The organism is Pseudoalteromonas sp. SR43-2 (genome assembly GCF_014163885.1).
In the GTDB taxonomy this organism is placed as follows: domain Bacteria; phylum Pseudomonadota; class Gammaproteobacteria; order Enterobacterales; family Alteromonadaceae; genus Pseudoalteromonas; species Pseudoalteromonas distincta.
The window spans coordinates 24,781-47,188 of the sequence record NZ_JACJED010000011.1; the positions used below are offsets into that span (position 1 = coordinate 24,781).

General features: G+C 40.6%; 19 protein-coding genes and 5 tRNA genes. 17 read left to right on the forward strand and 7 right to left on the reverse strand.

What is annotated here, in order from left to right; translation table 11 throughout:
- The first annotated feature begins 305 nt into the window (after positions 1–305).
- The 11 genes from H5120_RS10880 (at position 306) to H5120_RS10930 (ending at position 9,805) form a co-directional block, all read left to right on the forward strand.
- Positions 306–382 (forward strand) — tRNA-Pro (locus H5120_RS10880).
- Positions 383–439: 57 nt separating this feature from the next.
- Positions 440–516 (forward strand) — tRNA-Arg (locus tag H5120_RS10885).
- 23 nt (positions 517–539) lie between these two features.
- Positions 540–615, forward strand: a tRNA-His gene (locus H5120_RS10890).
- 14 nt (positions 616–629) lie between these two features.
- Positions 630–706, forward strand: a tRNA-Pro gene (locus H5120_RS10895).
- Positions 707–776: 70 nt separating this feature from the next.
- Positions 777–853: transfer RNA gene (locus H5120_RS10900), tRNA-Pro, on the forward strand.
- 378 nt (positions 854–1,231) lie between these two features.
- Positions 1,232–2,536 carry a trigger factor gene (gene tig, locus H5120_RS10905; RefSeq protein ID WP_002958347.1) on the forward strand — a complete coding sequence of 435 codons (1,305 nt, stop codon included), beginning with the start codon at positions 1,232–1,234 and terminating at the stop codon, positions 2,534–2,536.
- A gap of 164 nt (positions 2,537–2,700) precedes the next feature.
- Complete coding sequence (gene clpP, locus H5120_RS10910; protein ID WP_002958346.1) at positions 2,701–3,318, forward strand: ATP-dependent Clp endopeptidase proteolytic subunit ClpP; 618 nt, start codon at positions 2,701–2,703, stop codon at positions 3,316–3,318.
- A gap of 135 nt (positions 3,319–3,453) precedes the next feature.
- The gene (gene clpX, locus H5120_RS10915; RefSeq protein WP_002958344.1) at positions 3,454–4,737 is read left to right on the forward strand and encodes an ATP-dependent protease ATP-binding subunit ClpX; all 1,284 of its coding nucleotides are present in this window, start codon (positions 3,454–3,456) and stop codon (positions 4,735–4,737) included.
- Positions 4,738–4,888: 151 nt separating this feature from the next.
- Complete coding sequence (lon, locus tag H5120_RS10920) at positions 4,889–7,258, forward strand: endopeptidase La (RefSeq protein WP_182674372.1); 2,370 nt, start codon at positions 4,889–4,891, stop codon at positions 7,256–7,258.
- 183 nt (positions 7,259–7,441) lie between these two features.
- Positions 7,442–7,732, forward strand: coding sequence for an HU family DNA-binding protein (locus H5120_RS10925; RefSeq protein ID WP_158000827.1), 291 nt, complete (start codon positions 7,442–7,444; stop codon positions 7,730–7,732).
- A gap of 171 nt (positions 7,733–7,903) precedes the next feature.
- Positions 7,904–9,805 (forward strand): SurA N-terminal domain-containing protein, encoded by a 1,902-nt coding sequence (locus H5120_RS10930; RefSeq protein ID WP_182674373.1) that lies wholly within the window; start codon positions 7,904–7,906, stop codon positions 9,803–9,805.
- Positions 9,806–10,022: 217 nt separating this feature from the next.
- On the opposite strand, the gene H5120_RS10935 is transcribed toward H5120_RS10930, so the two are convergent.
- From H5120_RS10935 to pspF, 7 genes are all read right to left on the reverse strand, one after another.
- A complete protein-coding gene (locus H5120_RS10935; protein WP_182674374.1) occupies positions 10,023–10,508 on the reverse strand; it encodes a VOC family protein in 486 nt (161 codons plus the stop codon).
- An 88-nt stretch (positions 10,509–10,596) separates the two neighbouring features.
- The gene (locus tag H5120_RS10940; RefSeq protein ID WP_002958339.1) at positions 10,597–11,358 is read right to left on the reverse strand and encodes an ATP-binding cassette domain-containing protein; all 762 of its coding nucleotides are present in this window, start codon (positions 11,356–11,358) and stop codon (positions 10,597–10,599) included.
- Complete coding sequence (locus tag H5120_RS10945; protein WP_002958338.1) at positions 11,358–12,350, reverse strand: oligopeptide/dipeptide ABC transporter ATP-binding protein; 993 nt, start codon at positions 12,348–12,350, stop codon at positions 11,358–11,360. The genes H5120_RS10940 and H5120_RS10945 overlap by 1 nt, the downstream gene beginning before the upstream one ends.
- A complete protein-coding gene (locus tag H5120_RS10950) occupies positions 12,351–13,244 on the reverse strand; it encodes an ABC transporter permease subunit (protein ID WP_002958337.1) in 894 nt (297 codons plus the stop codon).
- Positions 13,231–14,265 carry an ABC transporter permease subunit gene (locus H5120_RS10955; RefSeq protein ID WP_002958336.1) on the reverse strand — a complete coding sequence of 345 codons (1,035 nt, stop codon included), beginning with the start codon at positions 14,263–14,265 and terminating at the stop codon, positions 13,231–13,233. Before H5120_RS10955 ends, H5120_RS10950 begins: the two co-directional genes overlap by 14 nt.
- Positions 14,265–15,872 (reverse strand): ABC transporter substrate-binding protein, encoded by a 1,608-nt coding sequence (locus H5120_RS10960; protein ID WP_182674375.1) that lies wholly within the window; start codon positions 15,870–15,872, stop codon positions 14,265–14,267. Before H5120_RS10960 ends, H5120_RS10955 begins: the two co-directional genes overlap by 1 nt.
- Before the next feature lie 15 nt (positions 15,873–15,887).
- Positions 15,888–16,952 carry a phage shock protein operon transcriptional activator gene (pspF, locus tag H5120_RS10965; RefSeq protein WP_182674376.1) on the reverse strand — a complete coding sequence of 355 codons (1,065 nt, stop codon included), beginning with the start codon at positions 16,950–16,952 and terminating at the stop codon, positions 15,888–15,890.
- 186 nt (positions 16,953–17,138) lie between these two features.
- On the opposite strand from pspF, the gene pspA reads away from it, so the two are divergent.
- The 6 genes from pspA to megL all read left to right on the forward strand — a co-directional run bounded on the left by pspA (position 17,139) and on the right by megL (position 22,336).
- Complete coding sequence (pspA, locus tag H5120_RS10970) at positions 17,139–17,798, forward strand: phage shock protein PspA (RefSeq protein WP_007376832.1); 660 nt, start codon at positions 17,139–17,141, stop codon at positions 17,796–17,798.
- A gap of 72 nt (positions 17,799–17,870) precedes the next feature.
- Positions 17,871–18,104 carry an envelope stress response membrane protein PspB gene (pspB, locus tag H5120_RS10975; RefSeq protein ID WP_024596504.1) on the forward strand — a complete coding sequence of 78 codons (234 nt, stop codon included), beginning with the start codon at positions 17,871–17,873 and terminating at the stop codon, positions 18,102–18,104.
- Positions 18,101–18,502 carry an envelope stress response membrane protein PspC gene (gene pspC, locus H5120_RS10980; RefSeq protein WP_165742976.1) on the forward strand — a complete coding sequence of 134 codons (402 nt, stop codon included), beginning with the start codon at positions 18,101–18,103 and terminating at the stop codon, positions 18,500–18,502. Before pspB ends, pspC begins: the two co-directional genes overlap by 4 nt.
- 63 nt (positions 18,503–18,565) lie before the next feature.
- Positions 18,566–19,984: a YcjX family protein gene (locus H5120_RS10985; RefSeq protein WP_182674377.1), complete on the forward strand. Its 1,419-nt coding sequence runs from the start codon at positions 18,566–18,568 to the stop codon at positions 19,982–19,984.
- Positions 19,981–21,006, forward strand: a complete 1,026-nt coding sequence (locus H5120_RS10990; RefSeq protein ID WP_010553752.1) for a TIGR01620 family protein — start codon at positions 19,981–19,983, stop codon at positions 21,004–21,006. Before H5120_RS10985 ends, H5120_RS10990 begins: the two co-directional genes overlap by 4 nt.
- A 148-nt stretch (positions 21,007–21,154) precedes the next feature.
- The gene (megL, locus tag H5120_RS10995; protein ID WP_182674378.1) at positions 21,155–22,336 is read left to right on the forward strand and encodes a methionine gamma-lyase; all 1,182 of its coding nucleotides are present in this window, start codon (positions 21,155–21,157) and stop codon (positions 22,334–22,336) included.
- The last annotated feature ends 72 nt before the right edge of the window (positions 22,337–22,408 follow it).

Genomic DNA, 22,408 nt, shown 5'->3' on the forward strand with positions numbered 1-22,408 from the left:
ACGAATGCATAATAAAATAGGGGGAAAAATGCTAATAAAGAAAAATACGCTCTTTATTTAACTCGTTTTATAATGTGCCTACTATTTTCGCAGAAAAGCATAGCAGCGCCAAGTTGCTTTTAAGGTATATAACGTTTGAGCTGTTAAATAGTTTAAAATTCAGCCGACTATTGTAATATTTAACCATTGTGCACTAAAAATGAGCACTTGATTGGTTTTCTTAAAAAAACGTTTGACCTAACCCCGTCAAATCACTATTATGCACCCCGTTGTCAACGAGGTCACTCGCTAGCAATAATAAGTTTCGGCGATTAGCGCAGTTTGGTAGCGCACTTGGTTTGGGTCCAAGGGGTCGCAGGTTCAAATCCTGCATCGCCGACCATTTTTTTATAATTTTTTATAATCGAATAGCTTATTGGTAAACTATGAAGTTTTCGATGCGCCCATAGCTCAGCTGGATAGAGCAACGCCCTTCTAAGGCGTCGGTCGAAGGTTCGAATCCTTCTGGGTGCACCATTTGAAAACATGTAAATATAGCGGTGATTGTAGCTCAGTTGGTAGAGCCCCGGATTGTGATTCCGGTTGTCGTGGGTTCGAGCCCCATCAGTCACCCCATTTACAACGAATATCGGCGATTAGCGCAGTTTGGTAGCGCACTTGGTTTGGGTCCAAGGGGTCGCAGGTTCAAATCCTGCATCGCCGACCATTTTCTTAAAATGGTCTTAAACTCTCAGTTTAAGTGTTCAGTATGAAAAAAGAAGTTAACTCTTCAATGTCGGCGATTAGCGCAGTTTGGTAGCGCACTTGGTTTGGGTCCAAGGGGTCGCAGGTTCAAATCCTGCATCGCCGACCATTTTCTTATCTAATAAGAACAATAAGTAAATTCCTCTAAGTTATAAATCTAAATCTGTTAGCCTATAATTCTATTAAATAATTTCTATTTTATTCTATTTAGTCCGTAGTTAGCCTGTTTTTTATTCAGTTAGTCTTTATAGTCCCTTATCTAGTCCAAATAATTGCCCCCTATACTCGACTATCATAAATATTAGGTTATAATGCCGCGTCTATTGTTTAACATAGTGCCCGAAGGGCAAAGCAGCAATGGTGTCTCATGGTAGCGACGGATGCTTTTAAGTGTGAAAAACCGCTTAAACTTTATCAAGACTCATGCAGAACACTTTGTTTGTAAAGGAAGGCGAACAGTCGCCAAAATTGAATATTGAGGTAAATCATGCAAGTTTCTGTTGAGACGACCCAAGGCCTTGAGCGCCGTATAACTATCACCGTTCCTTCAGAGAACGTTGAGACCGAAGTAAAAAAACGCCTACAACAACTGTCAAAAACACAGCGTATAGATGGTTTCCGTGCTGGTAAAGTTCCAGTATCTGTAATTAACAAGCGTTTTGGCCCTGCAGTTCGTCAAGAAGTTGCTGGCGAAGTAATGCAACGTAATTACATTGAAGCAATCGTTTCTGAAAAAATCAACCCAGCTGGCGCGCCTACATTCGCTCCTAAATCACTTGAAGCAGGTAAAGATTTAGAATTCTCAGCAACGTTTGAAGTTTACCCTGAAGTTGAAGTTCAAGGTTTAGATAAAATTACTGTTGAAAAACCAGCAGTAACAGTAACTGACGAAGATTTAGCTAACATGCTAGAAACACTTCGTAAGCAACACGCAGCGTGGGCTGATGTTGATGCAGCTGCTGGCGAAAACGACCGTGTAACAGTTGATTTCGTAGGTACTATCGACGGTGAAGTATTTGAAGGCGGCAAAGCTGAAGACTTCCCATTAGAACTTGGCCAAGGTCGTATGATCCCAGGTTTTGAAGATAACATCGTAGGTAAAAAAGCAGGCGAAGAAGTAGTTGCTGATGTAACTTTCCCTGATGATTACCACGCTGAAAACTTAAAAGGTAAAGCGGCTCAATTCACTATCACAGTGAAAAAAGTTGAAGCGCAAGAATTACCAGAATTAAGCGAAGAGTTTGCAACTAAATTCGGTGTTACCGAAGGCGGCGTAGACGCGCTTAAAGAAGAAGTTAAAAAGAACATGACACGTGAGCTAGACCAAGCGGTTAAAGCAAGCGTTAAAGACCAAGCAATCAAAGGTCTTTTAGCTAACAACGAAATCGAAGTGCCTAAAGCACTTGTTGATCAAGAAGTTGATGCTCTACGTCAGCAAGCAGCTCAACGTTTTGGCGGCGACGCTCAAAACATGCCAGAGCTTCCAGCTGAATTGTTCCACGAGCAAGCTGTAACACGTGTAAAAACAGGCCTTTTATTAGGTGAAGTGATTAAAGCTAACGACATCAAAGTTGATGATGCTAAAGTTGAAGCATTAATCGCAACAGTAGCTTCTGCATACGAAGATCCAACTGAAGTAGTAGAATACTACAAAGGTAATGATCAACTTATGCAGCAAATGCGTAATGTAGCAATGGAAGAGCAAGCTGTTGAAGCTATTTTAGCTAAAGCAGTTGTTACTGATGTTGAAAAAGCATTTGATGACATCATGAATCCACAGCAAGGTGCTTAATAAGTCATTGACTTAAGCTCTCGCTAACGATTAAATGGCTCGTGTTACTCTGTTTATACAGCGTGCCCGGGCCATTTTAGTTTTTGGCTCTAAATTTGCGAAAAACGATAACTATGCTTCCTTATAATAAGGATAAGTATAAGCGCATAAGGAATTAAATAAGTATGAATACTGGTATTACAGATCCCCTAAATGCATTGGTCCCAATGGTTGTTGAACAAACACCAAAAGGCGAGCGCTCGTATGATATTTATTCGAGATTATTAAAAGAGCGTATTATCTTTTTAACAGGTCAAGTTGAAGACAACATGGCAAATCTGATCTTAGCGCAAATGCTATTTTTAGAATCAGAGAATCCTGATAAAGATATCTTTTTATATATCAACTCACCAGGTGGTTCAGTAACTGCGGGTATGGCTATTTACGACACAATGAACTTCATCAAACCAGATGTAAGTACAATATGTGTAGGTCAAGCTGCAAGCATGGGTGCTTTTTTACTTACTGCTGGTGCTAAAGGTAAGCGTTTTTGCCTACCAAACTCACGCGTGATGATTCACCAACCATTAGGTGGTTTCCAAGGTCAAGCATCTGACTTTGAAATACACGCTAAAGAAATTCTGTCTATTAAAGATAAGCTTAACCGCTTAATGGCTGAGCATACAGGCCAACCATTAGATATTATCTCTAAAGACACAGATCGTGATAACTTCATGAGTGCTTCGCAAGCTGTAGATTACGGCTTGGTAGACTCTGTATTTACAAATCGCGACAAAAAGTAAGCGCTTGGTAAGCAGGGCTACCTGTTTGCCACTTTGAGTTACTATGCGAAAACCAATAAATTTTGGTATAGTTAAAGCGTATTGAAATAGCCGCCAATAGTTTTGGTGGCCAACGTAATAAAATGAGGTAGCTGAATGTCTGACACTCCTACAGACGGCGACAAAAGTAATAAATTGTTATACTGCTCTTTTTGTGGCAAAAGCCAACATGAAGTGCGTAAATTAATTGCAGGCCCTTCAGTATACGTTTGTGATGAATGTGTAGAGTTGTGTAACGATATTATCAGGGAAGAGATCAAAGACATTGCTCCTAAGCATGATACGTCTGACAAACTACCTGTACCAAAAGAAATTCGTAAACACTTAGACGATTATGTTATTGGTCAAGATCATGCTAAAAAAGTATTGTCTGTTGCCGTTTATAACCATTATAAACGCCTACGTAACCAATCGACTAAGCAAGACATTGAATTAAGTAAAAGTAATATTTTGCTTATCGGCCCAACAGGTAGTGGTAAAACATTACTTGCAGAAACATTAGCGCGCCTACTTGACGTGCCGTTTACTATGGCCGATGCCACTACATTAACCGAAGCAGGTTATGTAGGTGAAGATGTTGAAAACATCATTCAAAAGCTTTTACAAAAGTGCGATTACGATGTTGAAAAAGCACAGCGCGGTATTGTCTACATCGATGAAATTGACAAGATTTCTCGTAAATCAGATAATCCTTCAATTACGCGTGACGTATCAGGCGAGGGCGTTCAACAGGCGCTACTTAAACTGATTGAAGGCACCGTTGCTTCTGTTCCACCGCAAGGTGGTCGTAAACATCCACAGCAAGAGTTTTTACAAGTAGATACATCTAAAATCTTGTTTATTTGTGGTGGTGCATTTTCAGGCCTAGATAAAGTAATTGAGCAACGTAGCCATAAAAACACCGGTATCGGTTTTGGCGTTAGCGTAAAAGAGTCTGCGGCGAGTCGTTCTTTAAGTGAAACATTTAAAGATGTAGAGCCAGAAGATTTAGTTAAATATGGCTTAATTCCTGAGTTTATAGGTCGTTTGCCGGTAGTGGCTACGCTAACAGAACTTGATGAAGCAGCTCTTGTACAAATATTGAGTGAACCTAAAAACGCGATTACTAAACAGTTTTCAGTATTGTTTGGTATGGAAGACGTTGAACTTGAGTTTCGCGATGATGCCTTAGCTGCAATTGCCCACAAAGCAATGGAGCGTAAAACAGGCGCACGTGGTCTTCGTTCAATTGTTGAAGGTGTACTACTTGATACTATGTACGAGCTTCCTTCAATGGATGATGTAAGCAAAGTGGTTATCGATGAAACCGTTATTAAAGGTGAGTCAGATCCAATCTTGATTTATGAAAATAATAAACAAGATAAAGCTGCATCAGAATAGTTTTTAAGCTATTTGAATGGAAAAAGGAGCCTTAGGCTCCTTTTTTTATAATTAATTTAATCGAGTTAGGGAAAATTGTTGAACTTTAATTAGGTTATCCCCATATACTTGAGTAATCTTTAAAATAAATGAAGTGCGAAGAGAAACTATAATGACGCTTGAGAGAACCGACCGAGTCGAAATCCCAGTCCTTGCACTGCGCGATGTTGTGGTATACCCGCACATGGTGATCCCGCTTTTTGTTGGCCGTGAAAAATCAATAAAATGCCTAGAAGCGGCAATGGACAAAGACAAACAAATTTTCTTGGTTGCACAAAAAGATGCAACTGTAGATGAACCAGAGCAAGATGATATTTATCGTATCGGTACTATTGCCACTGTACTTCAGTTATTAAAATTACCAGACGGTACAGTTAAAGTTTTAGTCGAAGGTACACAGCGCGCACAAATTGAAGAGTTTGTAGATAACGATGACTTTTTTGTCGCTAATGCTCAATTTATTGAATCTGATTCTGTAGATGAACAAGAGCAAGATATTTTTATCCGAAGCGCAATTAGCCAGTTTGAAGGCTATGTAAAGCTAAATAAAAAAATTCCACCTGAAGTACTAACTTCGGTTTCAGGTATTGATGAGCCAGCACGTCTTGCCGACACAATGGCGGCGCATATGCCGCTTAAAGTACCTGAAAAACAAAAAGTGCTCGAAATTTCAAGTGTCACAGAACGTCTTGAATATTTAATGGCACTAATGGAAGGCGAAATAGACTTATTGCAAGTTGAGAAGAAAATTCGTACCCGCGTTAAAAAGCAGATGGAAAAATCTCAGCGCGAGTATTACCTCAATGAGCAAATGAAAGCCATTCAAAAAGAACTTGGTGAGCTTGATGATGTGCCTGATGAATTTGAAGCGCTTAAAAAGCGTATTGAAGATTCTGGCATGCCTGATGAAGCTAAAGAAAAGGCAACTACAGAGCTCAATAAGCTTAAAATGATGTCGCCAATGTCTGCAGAAGCGACTGTAGTGCGTTCATACATAGATACATTAATTAATGTGCCATGGAAAAAACGCTCTAAAGTGAAAAAAGACTTAGCAGGCGCACAAAAAATTCTTGATAGCGATCACCACGGCTTAAATAAAGTAAAAGAACGCATTATTGAATACCTCGCAGTACAACAGCGTACTAATAAGCTCAAAGGGCCAATTTTATGTTTAGTCGGACCACCAGGTGTTGGTAAAACATCACTTGGGCAATCTATTGCACGTTCGACTGGCCGTAAGTATGTTCGTATGGCGCTTGGCGGCGTTCGCGATGAAGCTGAGATTCGCGGTCATCGTCGTACATACATAGGTTCAATGCCAGGTAAGCTAATTCAAAACATGACAAAAGTGGGCGTTAAAAACCCATTATTCTTATTAGATGAAATCGATAAAATGTCATCAGACATGCGCGGCGACCCAGCATCAGCATTGTTAGAGGTGCTTGATCCGGAGCAAAACAGTCATTTTGCCGATCACTATCTTGAAGTCGATTACGATTTATCTGACGTTATGTTTGTAGCAACATCAAACAGCTTTAACATTCCTGGTCCATTATTGGACCGTATGGAAGTTATTCGCTTGTCGGGTTACACCGAAGATGAAAAGCTAAACATTGCAAAAGAGCACTTAATTACTAAACAAGTTAAACGTAACGGCTTAAAAGAGTTTGAAATAGTTATCGAAGACAGCGCAATTATTGGCATTATTCGTTATTACACACGTGAAGCGGGTGTACGTAACCTAGAGCGCGAAATTTCGAAACTATGTCGTAAAGCAGTTAAAAATATCTTACTTGAAAAAGACACTAAAATAGTGACCATCAATCAAGATAACCTAGAAGACTTTTTAGGTGTGCAGCGCTTTGACTATGGCAAAGCTGAAGATGGTGACCGTATTGGTCAAGTTACAGGCTTAGCATGGACAGAAGTTGGCGGTGATTTGCTAACAATTGAATGTGCGGCAGTGCCAGGTAAAGGCAAGTTAAGTTACACCGGTTCTCTTGGCGATGTAATGCAAGAGTCGATTCAAGCGGCAATGACGGTTGTGCGTAATCGAGCAGATACTTTCCGTATTAACAGCGACTTTTACGAAAAACGTGATATTCACGTACACGTACCTGAGGGCGCAACACCAAAAGATGGTCCTAGTGCGGGCGCAGCAATGGTAACGGGTCTTGTATCTAGCTTAACGGGTAATCCTGTACGAGCAGATGTTGCTATGACTGGTGAAATTACGCTACGCGGTGAAGTACTTCCTATTGGTGGTTTAAAAGAGAAGTTATTAGCGGCGCATCGTGGTGGAATTAAAACAGTGATCATTCCAAAAATTAACGAACGTGACTTAAAAGAGATACCAGACAACGTGCTGGCAGGTCTTGATATTCACCCAGTTACTTGGATTGACGAGGTGTTAAAGCTTGCTTTAGTGCATCCTGTTGAGAGTTTTTCGGTCGAAACACCTAAAAACCAAGAAAAAACATAAAAAAAGTGCTTTTTAGGGCTTTTCAAATCTAAACGGTATGATAAGTTAAGCACTGGTTTTCAAGCCTAGCCCTTACGGGGCCTAGGCTTAAGAAAAATATAATCATGTGGGCATTAAAAGTTTGCTCTAAAATTTTCAAAAAAGTGATGTTAGTTTAAAAAACCATCGCTCTTGATAATAACAATGAAAGAGGATGATATTGTGAATAAATCTCAATTAATCGATCAAATCGCAGCTGATGCTGACATTTCTAAAGCGGCTGCAGGTCGTGCACTAGATTCATTCATCGAATCTGTATCTGGCGCGCTAAAAGATGGCGACTCAGTTGCACTTGTAGGTTTTGGTACTTTCTCAGTACGTGAACGTGCTGCACGTTCAGGCCGTAACCCGCAAACTGGTGAAACTATCCAAATTGCTGCTGCAACTATTCCAGCTTTCAAAGCCGGTAAAGCGCTTAAAGACGCAGTAAACTAATCACTGTTTTAAACACATTAGTTATGGCGAGTGTAAAGTTACTGATTCACCACAACAGATGAGTTAAGTAACTTTTCCGCCAGTTACTTCAAGTGAAAAAGCGTATCTGGTAAGATACGCTTTTTTTACATGTGACAAGGTAAAATACCTTGATCAAAAAGAGATAAACAAATGCTTGAGAAAATCAGAGAAGGTTCGCAAGGACCTGTAGCCAAAATAATTTTAGGCGCGGTGATTTTATCTTTTGCCTTAGCAGGGATCGGTAGTTACTTAGGTCAAACCACAGAACAACCCGTTGCTGAAGTAAATGGAATTAAAATTAGTCAAACCGATTTTAACCGTGCTTACCAAAATGAACGTAGCCGTTTAGAGCAGCAATTTGGTGAATACTTTACACAAATTGCAGCTGATCCAAATTACATGGCACAAATTCGTCAAGGTGTAGTTGACCGCTTAGTACAACAAGAATTGCAATCACAGCTAGCGGCTGATTTAGGCCTTCGCGTAAGCGACGAAAGTGTACGTAAAACAATTTTAGAATTACCGTACTTTCAAATTGGTGAAAAGTTTAATAACGACCGTTACCTACAAGTAATTCGTCAAATGAATTTTCAACCAGATGCTTTTCGTGAATATTTACGTAAAGATATGACACGTAGCCAGGTAGTATCTGCTGTTGCAGGTACAGACTTTGCCCTAGAGAGCGAGCTGAAAAGTGCAATGGCTCTTCAGCAGCAAACTCGTAGTATCGATTACGTAGTTGTAAACAAAGAGGCACTTGCCGCGAATGTTGAAGTATCAGATCAAGAAGTATCTGATTACTATGACCTAAACGCATCTCAATTTTTATCTCCAGAGCTTATCTCAGTAAGTTACATTGAGCTTAAAGCAGCAGATATCAATGTTGAATCGGTGACCGAGGATGACGTTAAAGCGTATTATGAGCAAAACAAAGCACAATACGTTGAGCCAGAAAAGCGTCGCGTATCGCATATCTTAATTGATAACAGTGAAGACGACGATGCAGCTAAAGAAAAAGCTAACGCGCTACACGCTCAACTTGAGCAAGGTGCAGATTTTGCAGAGCTTGCTGAGTCATCGTCTGACGATATCGTTAGTGGTGAAATGGGCGGCGATCTTGATTGGATTGAGCGTGACGTAATGGACCCTGCATTTGAAGACGCGGCTTTCGCGCTTGAAAATAAAGGTGATATTTCTGACGTTGTTACTTCTGAGTTTGGTTATCACATAATTAAACTTACTGACATTCAACCACAACAAGTTAAAGCGTATGACGATGTTAAAGCTGACTTACGTGCTGAATTAGAACAAGCTGAAAAAATAGATTCATTTTACGAAAAGCAAACTGAAATGGGTGCACTTGCATTTGAAATTTCAGACCGCTTAGATGATGCTGCAGAAGTTGCTGAAGTGGAAGTTAAATCTACACCTCTTTTAGCACTTAATGCTCTACCAGAGCCGTTAAACAGCCCTGCAGTTGTCACAGCATTAACATCAGTTGATTTACTTGAAGATAAAGTAAATTCTGAAGTTATTGAGCTTGGCGATGAGCATGCCATCATTGTTCGTATTAATGAGCACAAAGCTGCTGCTACTAAGCCGTTAGATGAAGTAAACGAGGAAATTAAAGCGCGTTTAGTTAATGAAAAATCATCTGAGCTTGCTAAAGAAAAGGCACGTAGCTTATTTGCAGAAGTACAAGCAGGTAAGAGCTTAAACGATGTTGCTAACGAGCAAAGCTTAACACTTCGCCAAGAAGCGCAGTTAACACGTCAAAGCTACACTGTTTCACCTGCTATTGTGACTCAAGCTTTTAAAATGCCTCACCCAGCGGATTCTGCGGTAGTTGACCTCGTTAATTTAAATAATGGTGATGCAGCAATTGTTGCGCTTAAGTCGGTAACAGATGCACAAGTTGCAGCTAATATTGACCCTCAAGCAAAACAAAGCATTACTATGGCGCAAGCTAATAAAAACTACATGGTATTTATTGAAGCGCTTAAAGCCAATGCTGAGCTTAACTTACCAACGGCTACACAAACTGTTGAATAATTAATTTTAGCTCATAAAGAAAGGCGCTTTTAAAGCGCCTTTTTTATTGTCTTGAATAAAGTTGATATAATACCAATCCGCAATAATACTTAATCATTTTGCGGGGCTAAACGTGTTAAAAAATTCTCTTATAGAGCAACTAAATAGCGAATTTTTTCCTAGCTATCAACACGTTTTTCCATCTTCAAAATAGATCACTTAATTAAGCGGATTGGTATTAATTACCTCTGGCAATAAACTCAATTCGATTACCGCTAGGCTCTCTTATCATCATATGTTGGGTTGGGCCGTTACCTAAGTTTTCGGGTGCAAACTCTATAATAATATTATTTTGCATTTTTAAGTGTTCATGTAGCTCGCTTAACTTTTTGATACTTTCAACACTGAGTGCTAAATGGTGTAAGCCCACATTTTCTGCTCGATTAAACTCCACACGTTTTGCATCGTTTTTCACGCGCCATAATGTAATGGTTATTTTATTGTTTGATAAAAAATAAGCAGGATAGGCTGGGTCATTTCCTAGCGTTTTAAAGCCAAGTACATCAGTAAAAAATGCTTTGGATGCATCTAAGTTTGATACGGTTAAACCTAAATGATCAACGCCACCAACCCAGTTTTTAATCTTTTTTGGTGTATCAGCAATAGCTGAGGCTGATAGAAGGAGTAATGGGGAAAGGCTAAGTAGTAACTTTTGTTTAAGCATGAGATCTCTTGTTAATTAAATACAATTAACAAGAAGACCTAGTTAAATACGGTTACCTTACAATAAAGTTAGGTATTTATAATCTGCTTTAGCAGCTTAATAAACGCTGCGTTACTTTTGATTGAGGGTTTTGAAAAACATCTTCAGTAGGACCGTATTCAACCACTTCGCCTTTATCAAGTACAACTACAAAATCACTAATGTGACGTACTAAACTTAAATGATGAGTGATCATCACATACGTAAGGCCTGTATCGCGCTGCAGCTTAAGTAACAAGTTTACTATTTGCGCCCGTATAGAGGGATCTAAAGACGAAACAGCTTCATCAAGTACAATCACCTTAGGATCTAAAATTAATGCACGAGAAAACGCTACACGCTGTAACTGCCCCACGCTAAACATATGCGGGTAGTAGTGTTTATGATCGATTAACAAACCCACCTTAGAAAGCGTTGCATCAATCTTTTCAGTGCGTTCACTAGCATCAAGCTCAGTATTATATTGCAGGCAATCATCAAGCATTTCGCCAATGGTTAAGCCCGGGTTGAGCGATGCAGCTGAATCTTGAAAAATCATACGAATATGGCGACATTGATTATCGCGTACGCCATTATCTTCGATAATATTATTCTCGAGCAAAATTTGCCCGCTATCAGCGCTATCAGCTCCTGAAAGAAGTTTTGCCAACGTACTTTTACCTGCGCCTGTTTCGCCAATTATGGCAATGCTTTCACCTTTACCTACGCAAAATGAAATGTTTTTAAGGACTTCAAACTTTTTACGTGAAAAAAGCCCAGCTCGCACATTAAAGGTTTTACAAAGTGCTTGTACTTTTAACAGTGGCTGCATTACTTCATGTCCTTAATTAACGGGAAGTGACACGCATAACTATGCCCATGATGTTTAGTCAGGGCTGGTGTAACCACACAGGCTTTTTGCGCTTGTGGGCAGCGCGGCCCAAGGCGACAGCCAATAGGCAAATGTTGCAGGGTAGGGATAGTCCCTTTAAGCGCATAAAAAGGTTCTTTATGTGCTAAGCCTTGCTCGTAGTCTGGCAAGCTTTTTAGTAATGCTTGCGTGTATGGATGGCGAGGCTGTTTAAATATTTCATGGGTTGGGCCTGCTTCAACCATTTGCCCGCAATATAAAACATGAATGCCATGCGACCAATGTGCAATCTCTTCAAGTTCATGAGAGATCATTAAAATAGACATGTTTTTTAGTTGGTTTAAGCTTTTTAGTAACCTAAATACTTGTGCGCGAGTTGTGCTTTCAAGTGCCGTAGTGGGCTCATCAGCGATTAAAAGCTTAGGCGTTCGAGCAATGGCCATCGCAATCATTACTTTTTGACATACGCCTTCTGAGAGCTCATGAGGGTAACTACTCAGTACTGCTTCGTGGTTTTTAATGCCCACTTTATGAATAAGCGCTTTTACTCTGTCTTTTCTCTCGCGGTTGCGCTTTAAAAAGAAACCTTTAGTTGCGACCTCTGGGAGTGTTTCGGCAATTTGGTCAAATATTTTAGCGGTTGGGTCAAGGCAGCGACTTGGGTCTTGATAGATCATCGCTATATCTTGGCTTACTATTTTACGGCGTTTTTCTGGGCTTAAACGCATTAAGTCTACGCCGCGCCAATGAATGCGGTCGGCAGTAATATCCCAGCGTTCGTTCAATACACCAATAATCGCTTTTGCTATTAGGCTTTTACCAGAGCCAGACTCGCCTACAAGCGCATGTACTTCGCCTTCTTTTAAGCTAAAGCTCACTCTGTCTACGGCTCTAATTACAGTTTCAGAGGTACGTAGTTCAATTGTTAAGTTACGAACATCGAGTAATTGCATTTAATCAGCCTTACGTGCTTTTAGCACTTGTCGCAGGCCATCGCCTACTAAATTAGTAGATAACACGGCTAAAAATAACAGTACACCAGGTAGTGCTACAGTCCACGGCGCTAGATAAATAAGGCCCAGATTTTCGGCTAATATTGCGCCCCATTCGGTCGTTGGTGGTTGAGCCCCTAATTTTAAAAATCCCAGTGCTGAAATATCTAATATCGCGGTAGAAAGCGCCATCGTGAATATAACCACAATATGCTCATAAATATTGGGGAAAATACCGCGCGATATTATATGCCAATTAGATGCGCCATCGAGTCTAAACGCAGTAATGTAATCTTTACTTAATTCATCAACAATTAGGTTGCGCACCGAGTGAATAAACTGCGGTAGTAACGCTAAAATAATTGCCCATACGGTATTCATTAAACCAGGACCGAGTATGGCGATTATTATTATGGCCAATAACAAAGAAGGAATAGAAAGTGTTATATCAAGCAAATGATTTAAAAAGCTTGAACGCAACCCTTTACTAATCCCTGCAAAAGTCCCCACTAATACACCAAACAGGGTCGTGATTAGGGCAGCTACAACAGAAAGTCCAAATGTATATGTTGCACCATTCATTAAGCGCGAAAGTACATCACGGCCTAAATCATCGGTGCCTAAAATAAAGCGTACATCGCCCATTTCTCGCCATGAGGGCGGTATGAGTAGTGCATCACTATGCTGTTGGTTTACGCCATAGGGCGCTAAAAAAGGAGCAGTGGCGGCCAATAATGCAAACGCCATAAATATCCATAAACCAACCAAAGCTGGGTGATTGTTTTTAAATTTGCGCCAAAATCGCGCAAGTGGCGATTTATTCGACTCTTCAGAAAATAAATTAAACTTTGCCATGGGCCTGATTCCGCGAGAGTGGATCGAATAAAGTGTAAGTAAGCTCAGCTGTAATAGAGGCTAAAATAACAAATAAAGACACCGCCATTAATCCACCTTGAATTGCAGGAAAGTCGCGCTGATAAATACTGTCAATTAACCATCGGCCAATACCCGGCCAAGAAAAAATAACTTCAGTAATCATCGCAAGTGTTATCAAGGTGCTAAATTGCAAACCAATTTGCTTAATTACCGGTAGTAGTGCATTACGCAGTGCATGGTGCATGATAAGTTGACGGCGGTTAAGGCCTTTTGCCCTAGCTGTTTTAATAAAGTTTTGATCCATTACCTTAAGCATAGACTCGCGAGTAAAGCGCACTAATACCGTGGTTGGATACATGGCCAGTACAATAGTAGGGAGTGTTAAATGGCGCAGCGCATCAACAAAGGCCATTCCTTTATATGGAAATCCAGCTAGAGCAATATCAATTAATATAAACCCTGTACTGGCGGGTATTTCGTAAAGGAGGCCCATTCTGCCCGACATAGGAAACCAGCCAAGCTTTAATGAAAAAACCATTATTAACAACAATGCGAGCCAAAATACAGGCATTGAATAACCTACCATAGTGACAGAGTTTATAAGTTTGTCGGGCCAGCGTTTATGATAGCCAGAGCCTAAAATGCCAGTAGGTACACCAATAACAACCGATACAATTAATGCATATACGCTTAGCTCTAAAGTAGCCGGTAGTAAATCAATAATATGGCTAAACACGCTGTTACCAGAGGCAAATGAAAGCCCCCAATCGCCTTGAAATATTCTCCCTAAAAAGGCAATGTATTGCATAAAGTAATTGCTGTTGTATAAATATTTATCTTCAAGCTCACTATGCTGTGCAAAGTTACCACTTGGTATGCCACTTAAATTACTTAGCGGATCACCGGGAAATAAATACGCCAGTGAAAACGTAAATACGCTGAGCATTAGTATCATAAAAAAGAACAAACCAAGGCGACGTAAAATATAATCTAAGATCATTATTTCTTCCTCGCATTAGCAAGCGAAATAGCACCAAACGGGCCAAGTGTTATGCCTTCCACATCAGCGCTACTTGCTTGAAAGCGCAAGCCATGAGCAATAGGTAATAACGGCAACTCTTTAATAATTAAGCTTTGTGCATCTTCGTAGTATTTTTTACGTTTGTTTAAATCAGTGGTGTCTAGTGCTTTAGTAAGCAATAAATCAAATTGGGGATTGCACCAGTTTGCAGGGTTTTTGCCACTAAAAGTAGCGGTGCAACTCAGCAGCGGGCTAAAAAAGTTATCAGGGTCGGGTGTATCTGCGGCCCAACCAAGTAATACACTGTCGTGCCTATGCTCGCCAATACGTTGAATAAACGTATTCCACTCATATTCTACAATACTGACGTTAACGCCTACTTTGCGTAAATCACTTTGCATAAGCTCAGCCATTTTACGTGCGTTGGGGTTATAAATACGACTCACAGGCATAGCCCATATCGTCATATCAAAGCCATTAGGCAACCCTGCTTCAATAAGTAATTTTTTAGCAAGTTCTGGATCAAACGTAGGTATATCTTCTTGTGGCTCAAATGCCCAAGAGGTTGGCGGCAAAATAGATTGTGCGCGAGTACCGTTACCGTAATAAACCGCCTGCATTATTTTATCTACATCTATTGCGTGCGCAAGCGCTTGGCGTACGCGTAAGTCGTCAAACGGGGCACGCTCTGTATTAAATGCCCAATAACCTATGTTTAAGTTTGTTTCTTTTTCGACGTTTATATCATCACGTTGCGCTAAAATGCTCAATTGTGCACTACTTGGATGAGCCGTTACATCGCACTCTTTAGTCAGCATTTTTGCTATGCGCGTAGTGCCGTTAGGGGTTATATCGTAAACCAATTGCTCAAGTGCAACGTCATGCTTCCAATAAAGTGGGTTACGGTAAAAGCGCACAAGATGATCTCGGCGGTATTCTTTATAAATATACGGGCCGGTGCCAATAGGGTACTGATCAAATAAGTTTTTTTGATTATTTTTCTTAAGTTTCATGGCGTATTCTGCTGAAAGCACCACGGCAAAGTCGGTAGCCATATTAGCTAAAAAACTACTTTCAGGATTAAACAATTCAAAACGGACTTGGTAGTCAGACACGCGCACAATTTTGCGAATAAGTTGATCAATTCCTACACTTTGAAAATAAGGGTAATCGGCATCGCCCACAAAGTGATATGGATTATATACATCGAATAATCGGCTAAAGGTGAATATAACGTCGTCGGCGTTAAAGTCCCGCGATGGGGTAAAATAAGAAGTTGTATGAAACTTTACATCTTTACGTAGGGTAAAGGTAACCGATTTACCATCTTTGCTAATTTTCCAATCGGTCGCCAGCTCACTTTGAAACTCTGCCGTAACAGGGTCAATGCTAATTAAGCGGTCGTATAATTGGTTAGCAATTATATCAATAGTTGAACCGGTGGTCGTGACTTGCGGATTAAACGACACAGGGTTAGCTTCAGCGCAATAAACTAAGCCTTGGTTTTTTTCTTCTATGATTTCTTCTTTGCTATCAAGGCAACCAACTAAAGTGGTGGCAAGCAAAACAAGTAATAATTTATGCACCCGCATAACCTCTGACTATTGTTGATCCAACAAGTTGTATTTTTTAAGATAACCACGTAATTGATGATACGTTAAACCAAGTACTTCTGCAGTTTTCTTTTGATTAAATTGGCTATGTTCGAGCGCTTTATTAATCATGTTTATTTCAAAGTCGTTAGAACGCTCTTTTAAGCTGCACGGAAATTGAATATCAACGGATGAATCATTGCTTGTTTGAGTAATCGGCGGCGCAACAACAATAGGCTCGGCATTAACATTTTGAGCCGCTATAGGTGCTTTAATGCGCGCTTTTGGTCTAAATGGGCTATCGAATGGGTCTAAAATAATCTGGTGAACGGGAATATGTTCACTACCGTGGCGATACAAACTGCGTTCAACCACATTTTTAAGTTCACGAATATTACCAGGCCAATCATAACTAAGCAGTGTTTCTGTTGCGCTTCGGGTAAAACCGCTAAACAGTTCCCACTCTAAATCGCGCGCCATATTCATCGCAAACTGCTCAGCAAGAAGCATAATATCGTCTTGGCGTTCGCGCAGTGGTGGCAGGGTAATTACATCAAAGGCAAGGCGATCGAGTAAATCACTTCTAAATTCACCTTGCTCGGCCAAATAAGGAAGATCTTCGTTTGTCGCACACACTAAGCGGGTATCTACTTTTACAGTTTGTTTGCCGCCAACACGTTCAAACTCACCGTATTCTATAACGCGCAGCAGTTTTTCTTGTACCATAGCTGAGGTATTAGCTAATTCATCTAAAAACAGTGTGCCGCTGTTAGCGCGTTCAAAACGACCTTCGTGACGTTTACTTGCCCCCGTAAAAGCGCCGCTTTCGTGGCCAAATAACTCACTTTCGAGTAGGTTTTCGTTAAGCGCTGCACAGTTAAGCTTTACATAGTTTTGATCCCAGCGTTTTGATAAAAAGTGTAAGCGTGCTGCTATTAGCTCTTTACCTGTGCCGCGTTCACCAATAATAAGTACCGGTTTATCTAAATTAGCCAGTTGCGATACCTGATCTAATACAGACAGAAAGCTATCTGATTGGCCGAGTAAATTATCCTGTTGGCGATATTGGCTCATATTTCCTAACTCTTGGTCATTTTTACTAACAGTTAGTGTATTTCATAATTAGGGATAACTAAAGAAATTTGTATATTTAGTTTAACGTAATGAAAATAAAGTGTATTTTAACTTTTAAAAAGTTGGCAAGCATATTGATACTAGTTATAGCAGACTAACTAAGTTTTAATTACAGAGGTAAATGTTATGGGAATTTTTTCACGTTTTGCAGATATTGTTAATTCTAATATCAACGCCATTTTAGATAAAGCAGAAGACCCAGAAAAAATGGTTCGTCTGATTATTCAAGAAATGGAAGATACGCTTGTTGAAGTACGTTCTACATCAGCTAAAACATTGGCTGAGAAAAAAGAAATTGTACGCCGCTTAGATACACTTAAAGCGCAGGTAAGTGATTGGCAAGATAAAGCCGAACTGGCTTTAAGTAAAGACCGCGACGATTTAGCGCGTTCAGCCTTACTTGAAAAGCAAAAGTCGGCAGATGCCGTTGCTTCAGTAGCGAGTGAGCTTGAACATGTAGAGTCTCATATTGAGAAATTACAGCAAGAAGTAACGACGCTACAAGAAAAGCTAGCAGATGCTAAATCTCGTCAAAAAGCGATTATACTTCGCCAGCGTTCGGCTGAGTCGCGCCTTGAAGTGAAAAAGACACTTGATAGCTCAAAAGTGGAAGAAGCACTTAACCGCTTTGAACGTTACGAAACCAAAATTGATGGACTAGAATCTCAAATTGAGTCGTACGATTTAGGTAAAAAGACGTTAGCGGATGAAATTGCTAATCTACAAAAAAATGAAAAGATAGATGATGAGCTAGCCGAACTTAAAAAGAAGTTAGCTGATAAATAATTACATATAAAAATATATGGGGCCCATGTGCCCCAGCTTAAAAACATCAAAACGGATTGTCAGGAGAGGATTATGTTTGATCCAGAGATATTAGTTGCACCATTTATCTTGTTTATGATTTTTGTTGCTCCGCTGTGGCTAATTTTGCACTACCGTAGCAAAAAACAAGTAAGCCAAGGTTTAAGTGAGCACGAACATCGCCAATTACTTGAGCTTGCACACAAAGCTGAAAAAATGGCTGATCGATTAGAAACACTTGAAGCATTGCTTGATCAAGAGTCACCACAATGGAGACGCAAAGTATGAGTGCCAAACGCGAATTATTAAGAGACCCACAACGCGGTAAAATAGCCGGTGTATGTGCGGGATTAAGTGACTACTTTAATATGGAGTTATGGTTAGTTCGCATTATATTTGTTAGTGCGGTACTGCTAACGGGTGGCCCATTATTTGTGGTAGCGTATATTGCAGCCTGGTTCATTTTAGATAAAAAAGAGCCCGCAACAGCGCAAACTAAAAACTCAACTAAAACTGACGATCCGCTAGAAGTGAAATTTAAAGTATGGCAAAAAGGCGAGCCGCCGCGCCGCGCATTGCAAGACTTAAAAGAGCGTTTAACGCGTGTAGATACTCGCCTTCAAGATATGGAGCGCCATGTGACTTCAAGCGAGTTTACGGTGAGCCGTGAAATTAACAAACTTTAAAGGATTTAATAGCACCTTATTTGCAGCGTGATAAATTACGGCAAATTAGGTGCAAGACACTTTATGAGCCAATCATTTGCAAAAAAGACCTTTAAAAGCATTAAAGGCAAAGCACAAAAAGCCCTTCATCGCAGTTTAGACCAACACGTAAAGCTTGCCGTAACTGGCCTAAGTGGTAGTGGTAAAACAGCCTTTATTACCGCGCTTGTTAAACACTTAACAACCCAAGCGGACGATAAAAACTTACCTTTTTTTGATGTAATGCGCGAGCACCGCCATGTGGCCACTAAAGTTGTGCCGCAAGAGGCGTTAAAAGTCCCTACGTTTAATTATACGCGCGCGCTAAATTCATTATTACCAAGCGATGGGATGCCTACATGGCCTGCATCTACCGAGCGTATTAATACGCTACGCTTGGCAATTAAATATCAAAGTAATGCAGGGCTGCGTGGGCACTTTTCACCGCAATCAACGCTTTATTTAGATATAATTGACTATCCGGGTGAATGGCTCCTTGATTTACCTATGCTTGAGCAAAGCTATGCTCAGTGGTGCGAGCAGCAATATCCGTTATTAACTCAGCCTTCGCGCGTAAACACATCAAGTGACTTTTTAGCGGCCGTTGAGCAACTTGACTTAAATGCCCCCGTTGATGAAAACGCACTTGCCCATATTGCTCAGCTTTATCAAAGCATGTTAGTCGGGCTTAAAAAAGACACCAAACTTGCCATGTTACAACCTGGGCGCATGCTAATGCCTGGCGACCTACAAGGCGCGCCATTGTTATTGTTTTTTCCGGTATCGGGTGAAATAAACAGTGACGATGTCGTTGCGGGTTCTAATTTAGCGCATTTAATTAAGCGTTTTAACGCCTATATAAAAGAAGTCGTAAAACCATTTTATAATGAGCATTTTAGGCACTTTGATCGCCAAATCGTACTTGTAGATGTACTTAGTGCGTTAAACGAAGGGCACGAAACACTCCAAGAGCAAAGCAGTGTAATAAACCAATTACTCGCACACTTTAACTATGGTGAGTCGGGCTTTTTTAAACGTTTATTTAAGCCCAACATAGACAAAATATTATTTGCAGCTAATAAATCAGATCACATAAGTGCAAAACACCATAAAGATTTAGCACTACTACTTGATTCGCTCGTGCATGAGCAAAGTAATCATTTAAAGTTTGATGGTGTAAAAATAGAAACCATGGCTATGTCGTCAATTACAGCAACGCAGCCGCGCCAAATTAGCGACAAAGGCCAAACGCTTGACTGCATTTACGGTAAACCATTACACGAGCCTGATTGGCTTACGTATTTACCGCCGCAACCTCCCTCGCGGATGCTTAATAAAAATGAGTGGCCAGAACAGGGATTTGAGTTTTTATCGTTCTCTCCAATGCCGAGCCCCGATAAACAACTAAAACATATTAGATTAGATCATGTCATGCAGTACCTGCTAGGAGACAAATTAACATGAGTGAGTCAAACCAACCATTTCAAGCAGGGCGTCGTATAGATACGCAAAGCATTGAGCAAAACGAACCCGTTTTAGCACCTGCAAAAATTATTCAGCACGGACAAAGTGATTACGAAGAACTTGAAGATGAAGCACTAGAGCCAGAAATAGATCTGGAACCTGTTTACAAAAAGTCAAAGTGGCAAACACTTAAAGGTGTTTTTGCTATTAGTTTTATAGTGCTGGTGCTTTTAGAGTTTGCATACTCGTTAGTATTTGCTTTCGAGCAGTCAATTATTTTAGGCAGTGTTTATTTAACCGCAGTTGTAAGTGGTGTACTGCTAATAGGGCGCTTATTGTGGCGAGAGTACCGAATGCTGCGCAGTTTAAAGCGTAACCAACTGCACCGAGTGGAAGCCGATAGGCTTTTAAACAGCGAGCAAGTAGGCGGTGCGTTACCTTGGCTCGAAAAGCTTAATAAACACCAAGAGCTTGATAACTTTGAAACCTTTAAAAACCAAGTAGCAACGCATCACAGCGACAAAGAAATAATGACGCTGTACGCCAATAGTTTATTAATAACCCAAGACACCAAAGCTAAAAAGCTTATAAATCGTTTTGCGACTGAATCCGCACTGCTAGTTGCCCTAAGCCCACTTGCGCTGGTGGATATGATGGCTGTGCTTTGGCGCGGTACTAAGTTAATAGAACAAATTGGTAAAATTTACGGCATTGGTTTTGGCTACGCGAGCCGTATAAAGTTATACCGCATGTTGATAAAACAAGTAATGTTTGTAGGTAGTGCTGAGCTTGTATCTGACCTTGCTGCAACTGCATTGAGTGCTGAGCTTTTAGGTAAGCTTTCGGGGCGGGCAGCGCAAGGGGTCAGCGCCGGTATTTTTACAGCGCGTATTGGTTACAAAGCAATGGAGCTTAGTCGCCCATTACCACGGCTTGAAAACAAACGCAGCTTGTTAAAAGGCACTGTGCAAAGCATCGCAGGTAAAATTATGAGCCGCAAAAAGGCTGAACCAACACAGTAAAGGTAGTGGCAATATTTGTGTACAAACGTGCGCTGCATGGTTTTTACACAAATAGCCATCTGAGCATCCGGCATGCTTGCTGTTTGTAAGCGCATACGTTTTGATTGTTGAATCGCAAAAACATAATAATCAAAAAAATGAGCCTACAATGAGCAAGCATCATATAAACACCCAGTGTATTCACGGACCACAAAAAGCAAACGACCCGCACGGCGCACTCACTTCTCCTTTGTATCAAACCTCTACCTTTCATTTTGAAAGTGCCGCACAAGGTGCTGCGCGTTTTGCAGGCGACGAACCTGGCTATATTTATACGCGTTTAGGAAACCCTACAACCACAGAGCTTGAACAAAAAGTTGCTCAACTAGAGAGCTGTGAAGCAGCAGCTGCAACCGCAACAGGTATGGGGGCTGTATCTGCCTCAGTACTGAGCTTTTTATCGCAAGGAGATCACCTTGTTGCCTCAAGTGCTTTGTATGGTTGTACCTTTGCGTTTTTCTCGCATATGTTGCCGCGCTGGGGAATCGAAGTGACTTTTGTTGATATGACCAACGAGGACGAACTACGCGCTGCCATCAAACCTAATTCAAAAATGATATTTGTAGAAACGCCAATCAACCCCACTATGGCGGTTATTGATTTGGCACTTATTGGCGCAGTTGCTAAAGAGCACAACTTAATTAGTGTGGTCGACAACACCTTTTTAACGCCGCTACTGCAATCACCCAAAAAATACGGTATCGACATTATAATGCACAGTGCGACCAAGTACTTAAACGGCCACGGAGACGTAGTCGCGGGTATTGTATGTGGATCGCTTGAGCACATAACACATATTAAAATGACCGTATTAAAAGATATTGGTGCAACCATAAGCCCGCACGACGCATGGCTAATTAATCGAGGCCTAAAAACACTCGCTATTAGAATAGAGCGCCATTGTCAAAGCGCACAAACAATAGCGCAATATCTAGAAGCGCACCCACAAGTAAGCACCGTATATTACCCGGGGCTTAAATCGCACCCAGGTTATAAGTTTATTGGTAACCAAATGAAAGCCGCTGGTGGTGTTATTGCGTTCGAAATAAAAGGCACGCTACAAGATGGCACACAATTTATTGATAGTATGAAACTTTGTACACTTGCAGTAAGCCTCGGCGACGCTGAAACACTAATTCAGCATCCTGCATCTATGACTCACTCGCCTTATACGCCAGAGGAGCGAGCTGCCGCTGGAATAAGTGATGGGCTGATCAGACTCTCGGTTGGGCTTGAAGATGTTAACGACATTATTAGTGATTTAGACCAAGCTTTTACTAAAATTGGTTAGGTGTATTTAATTGTGTACACATAAAAACAACCTACAGGCCTTTATTTAAAGACATGTATTTTTAATGTGCCA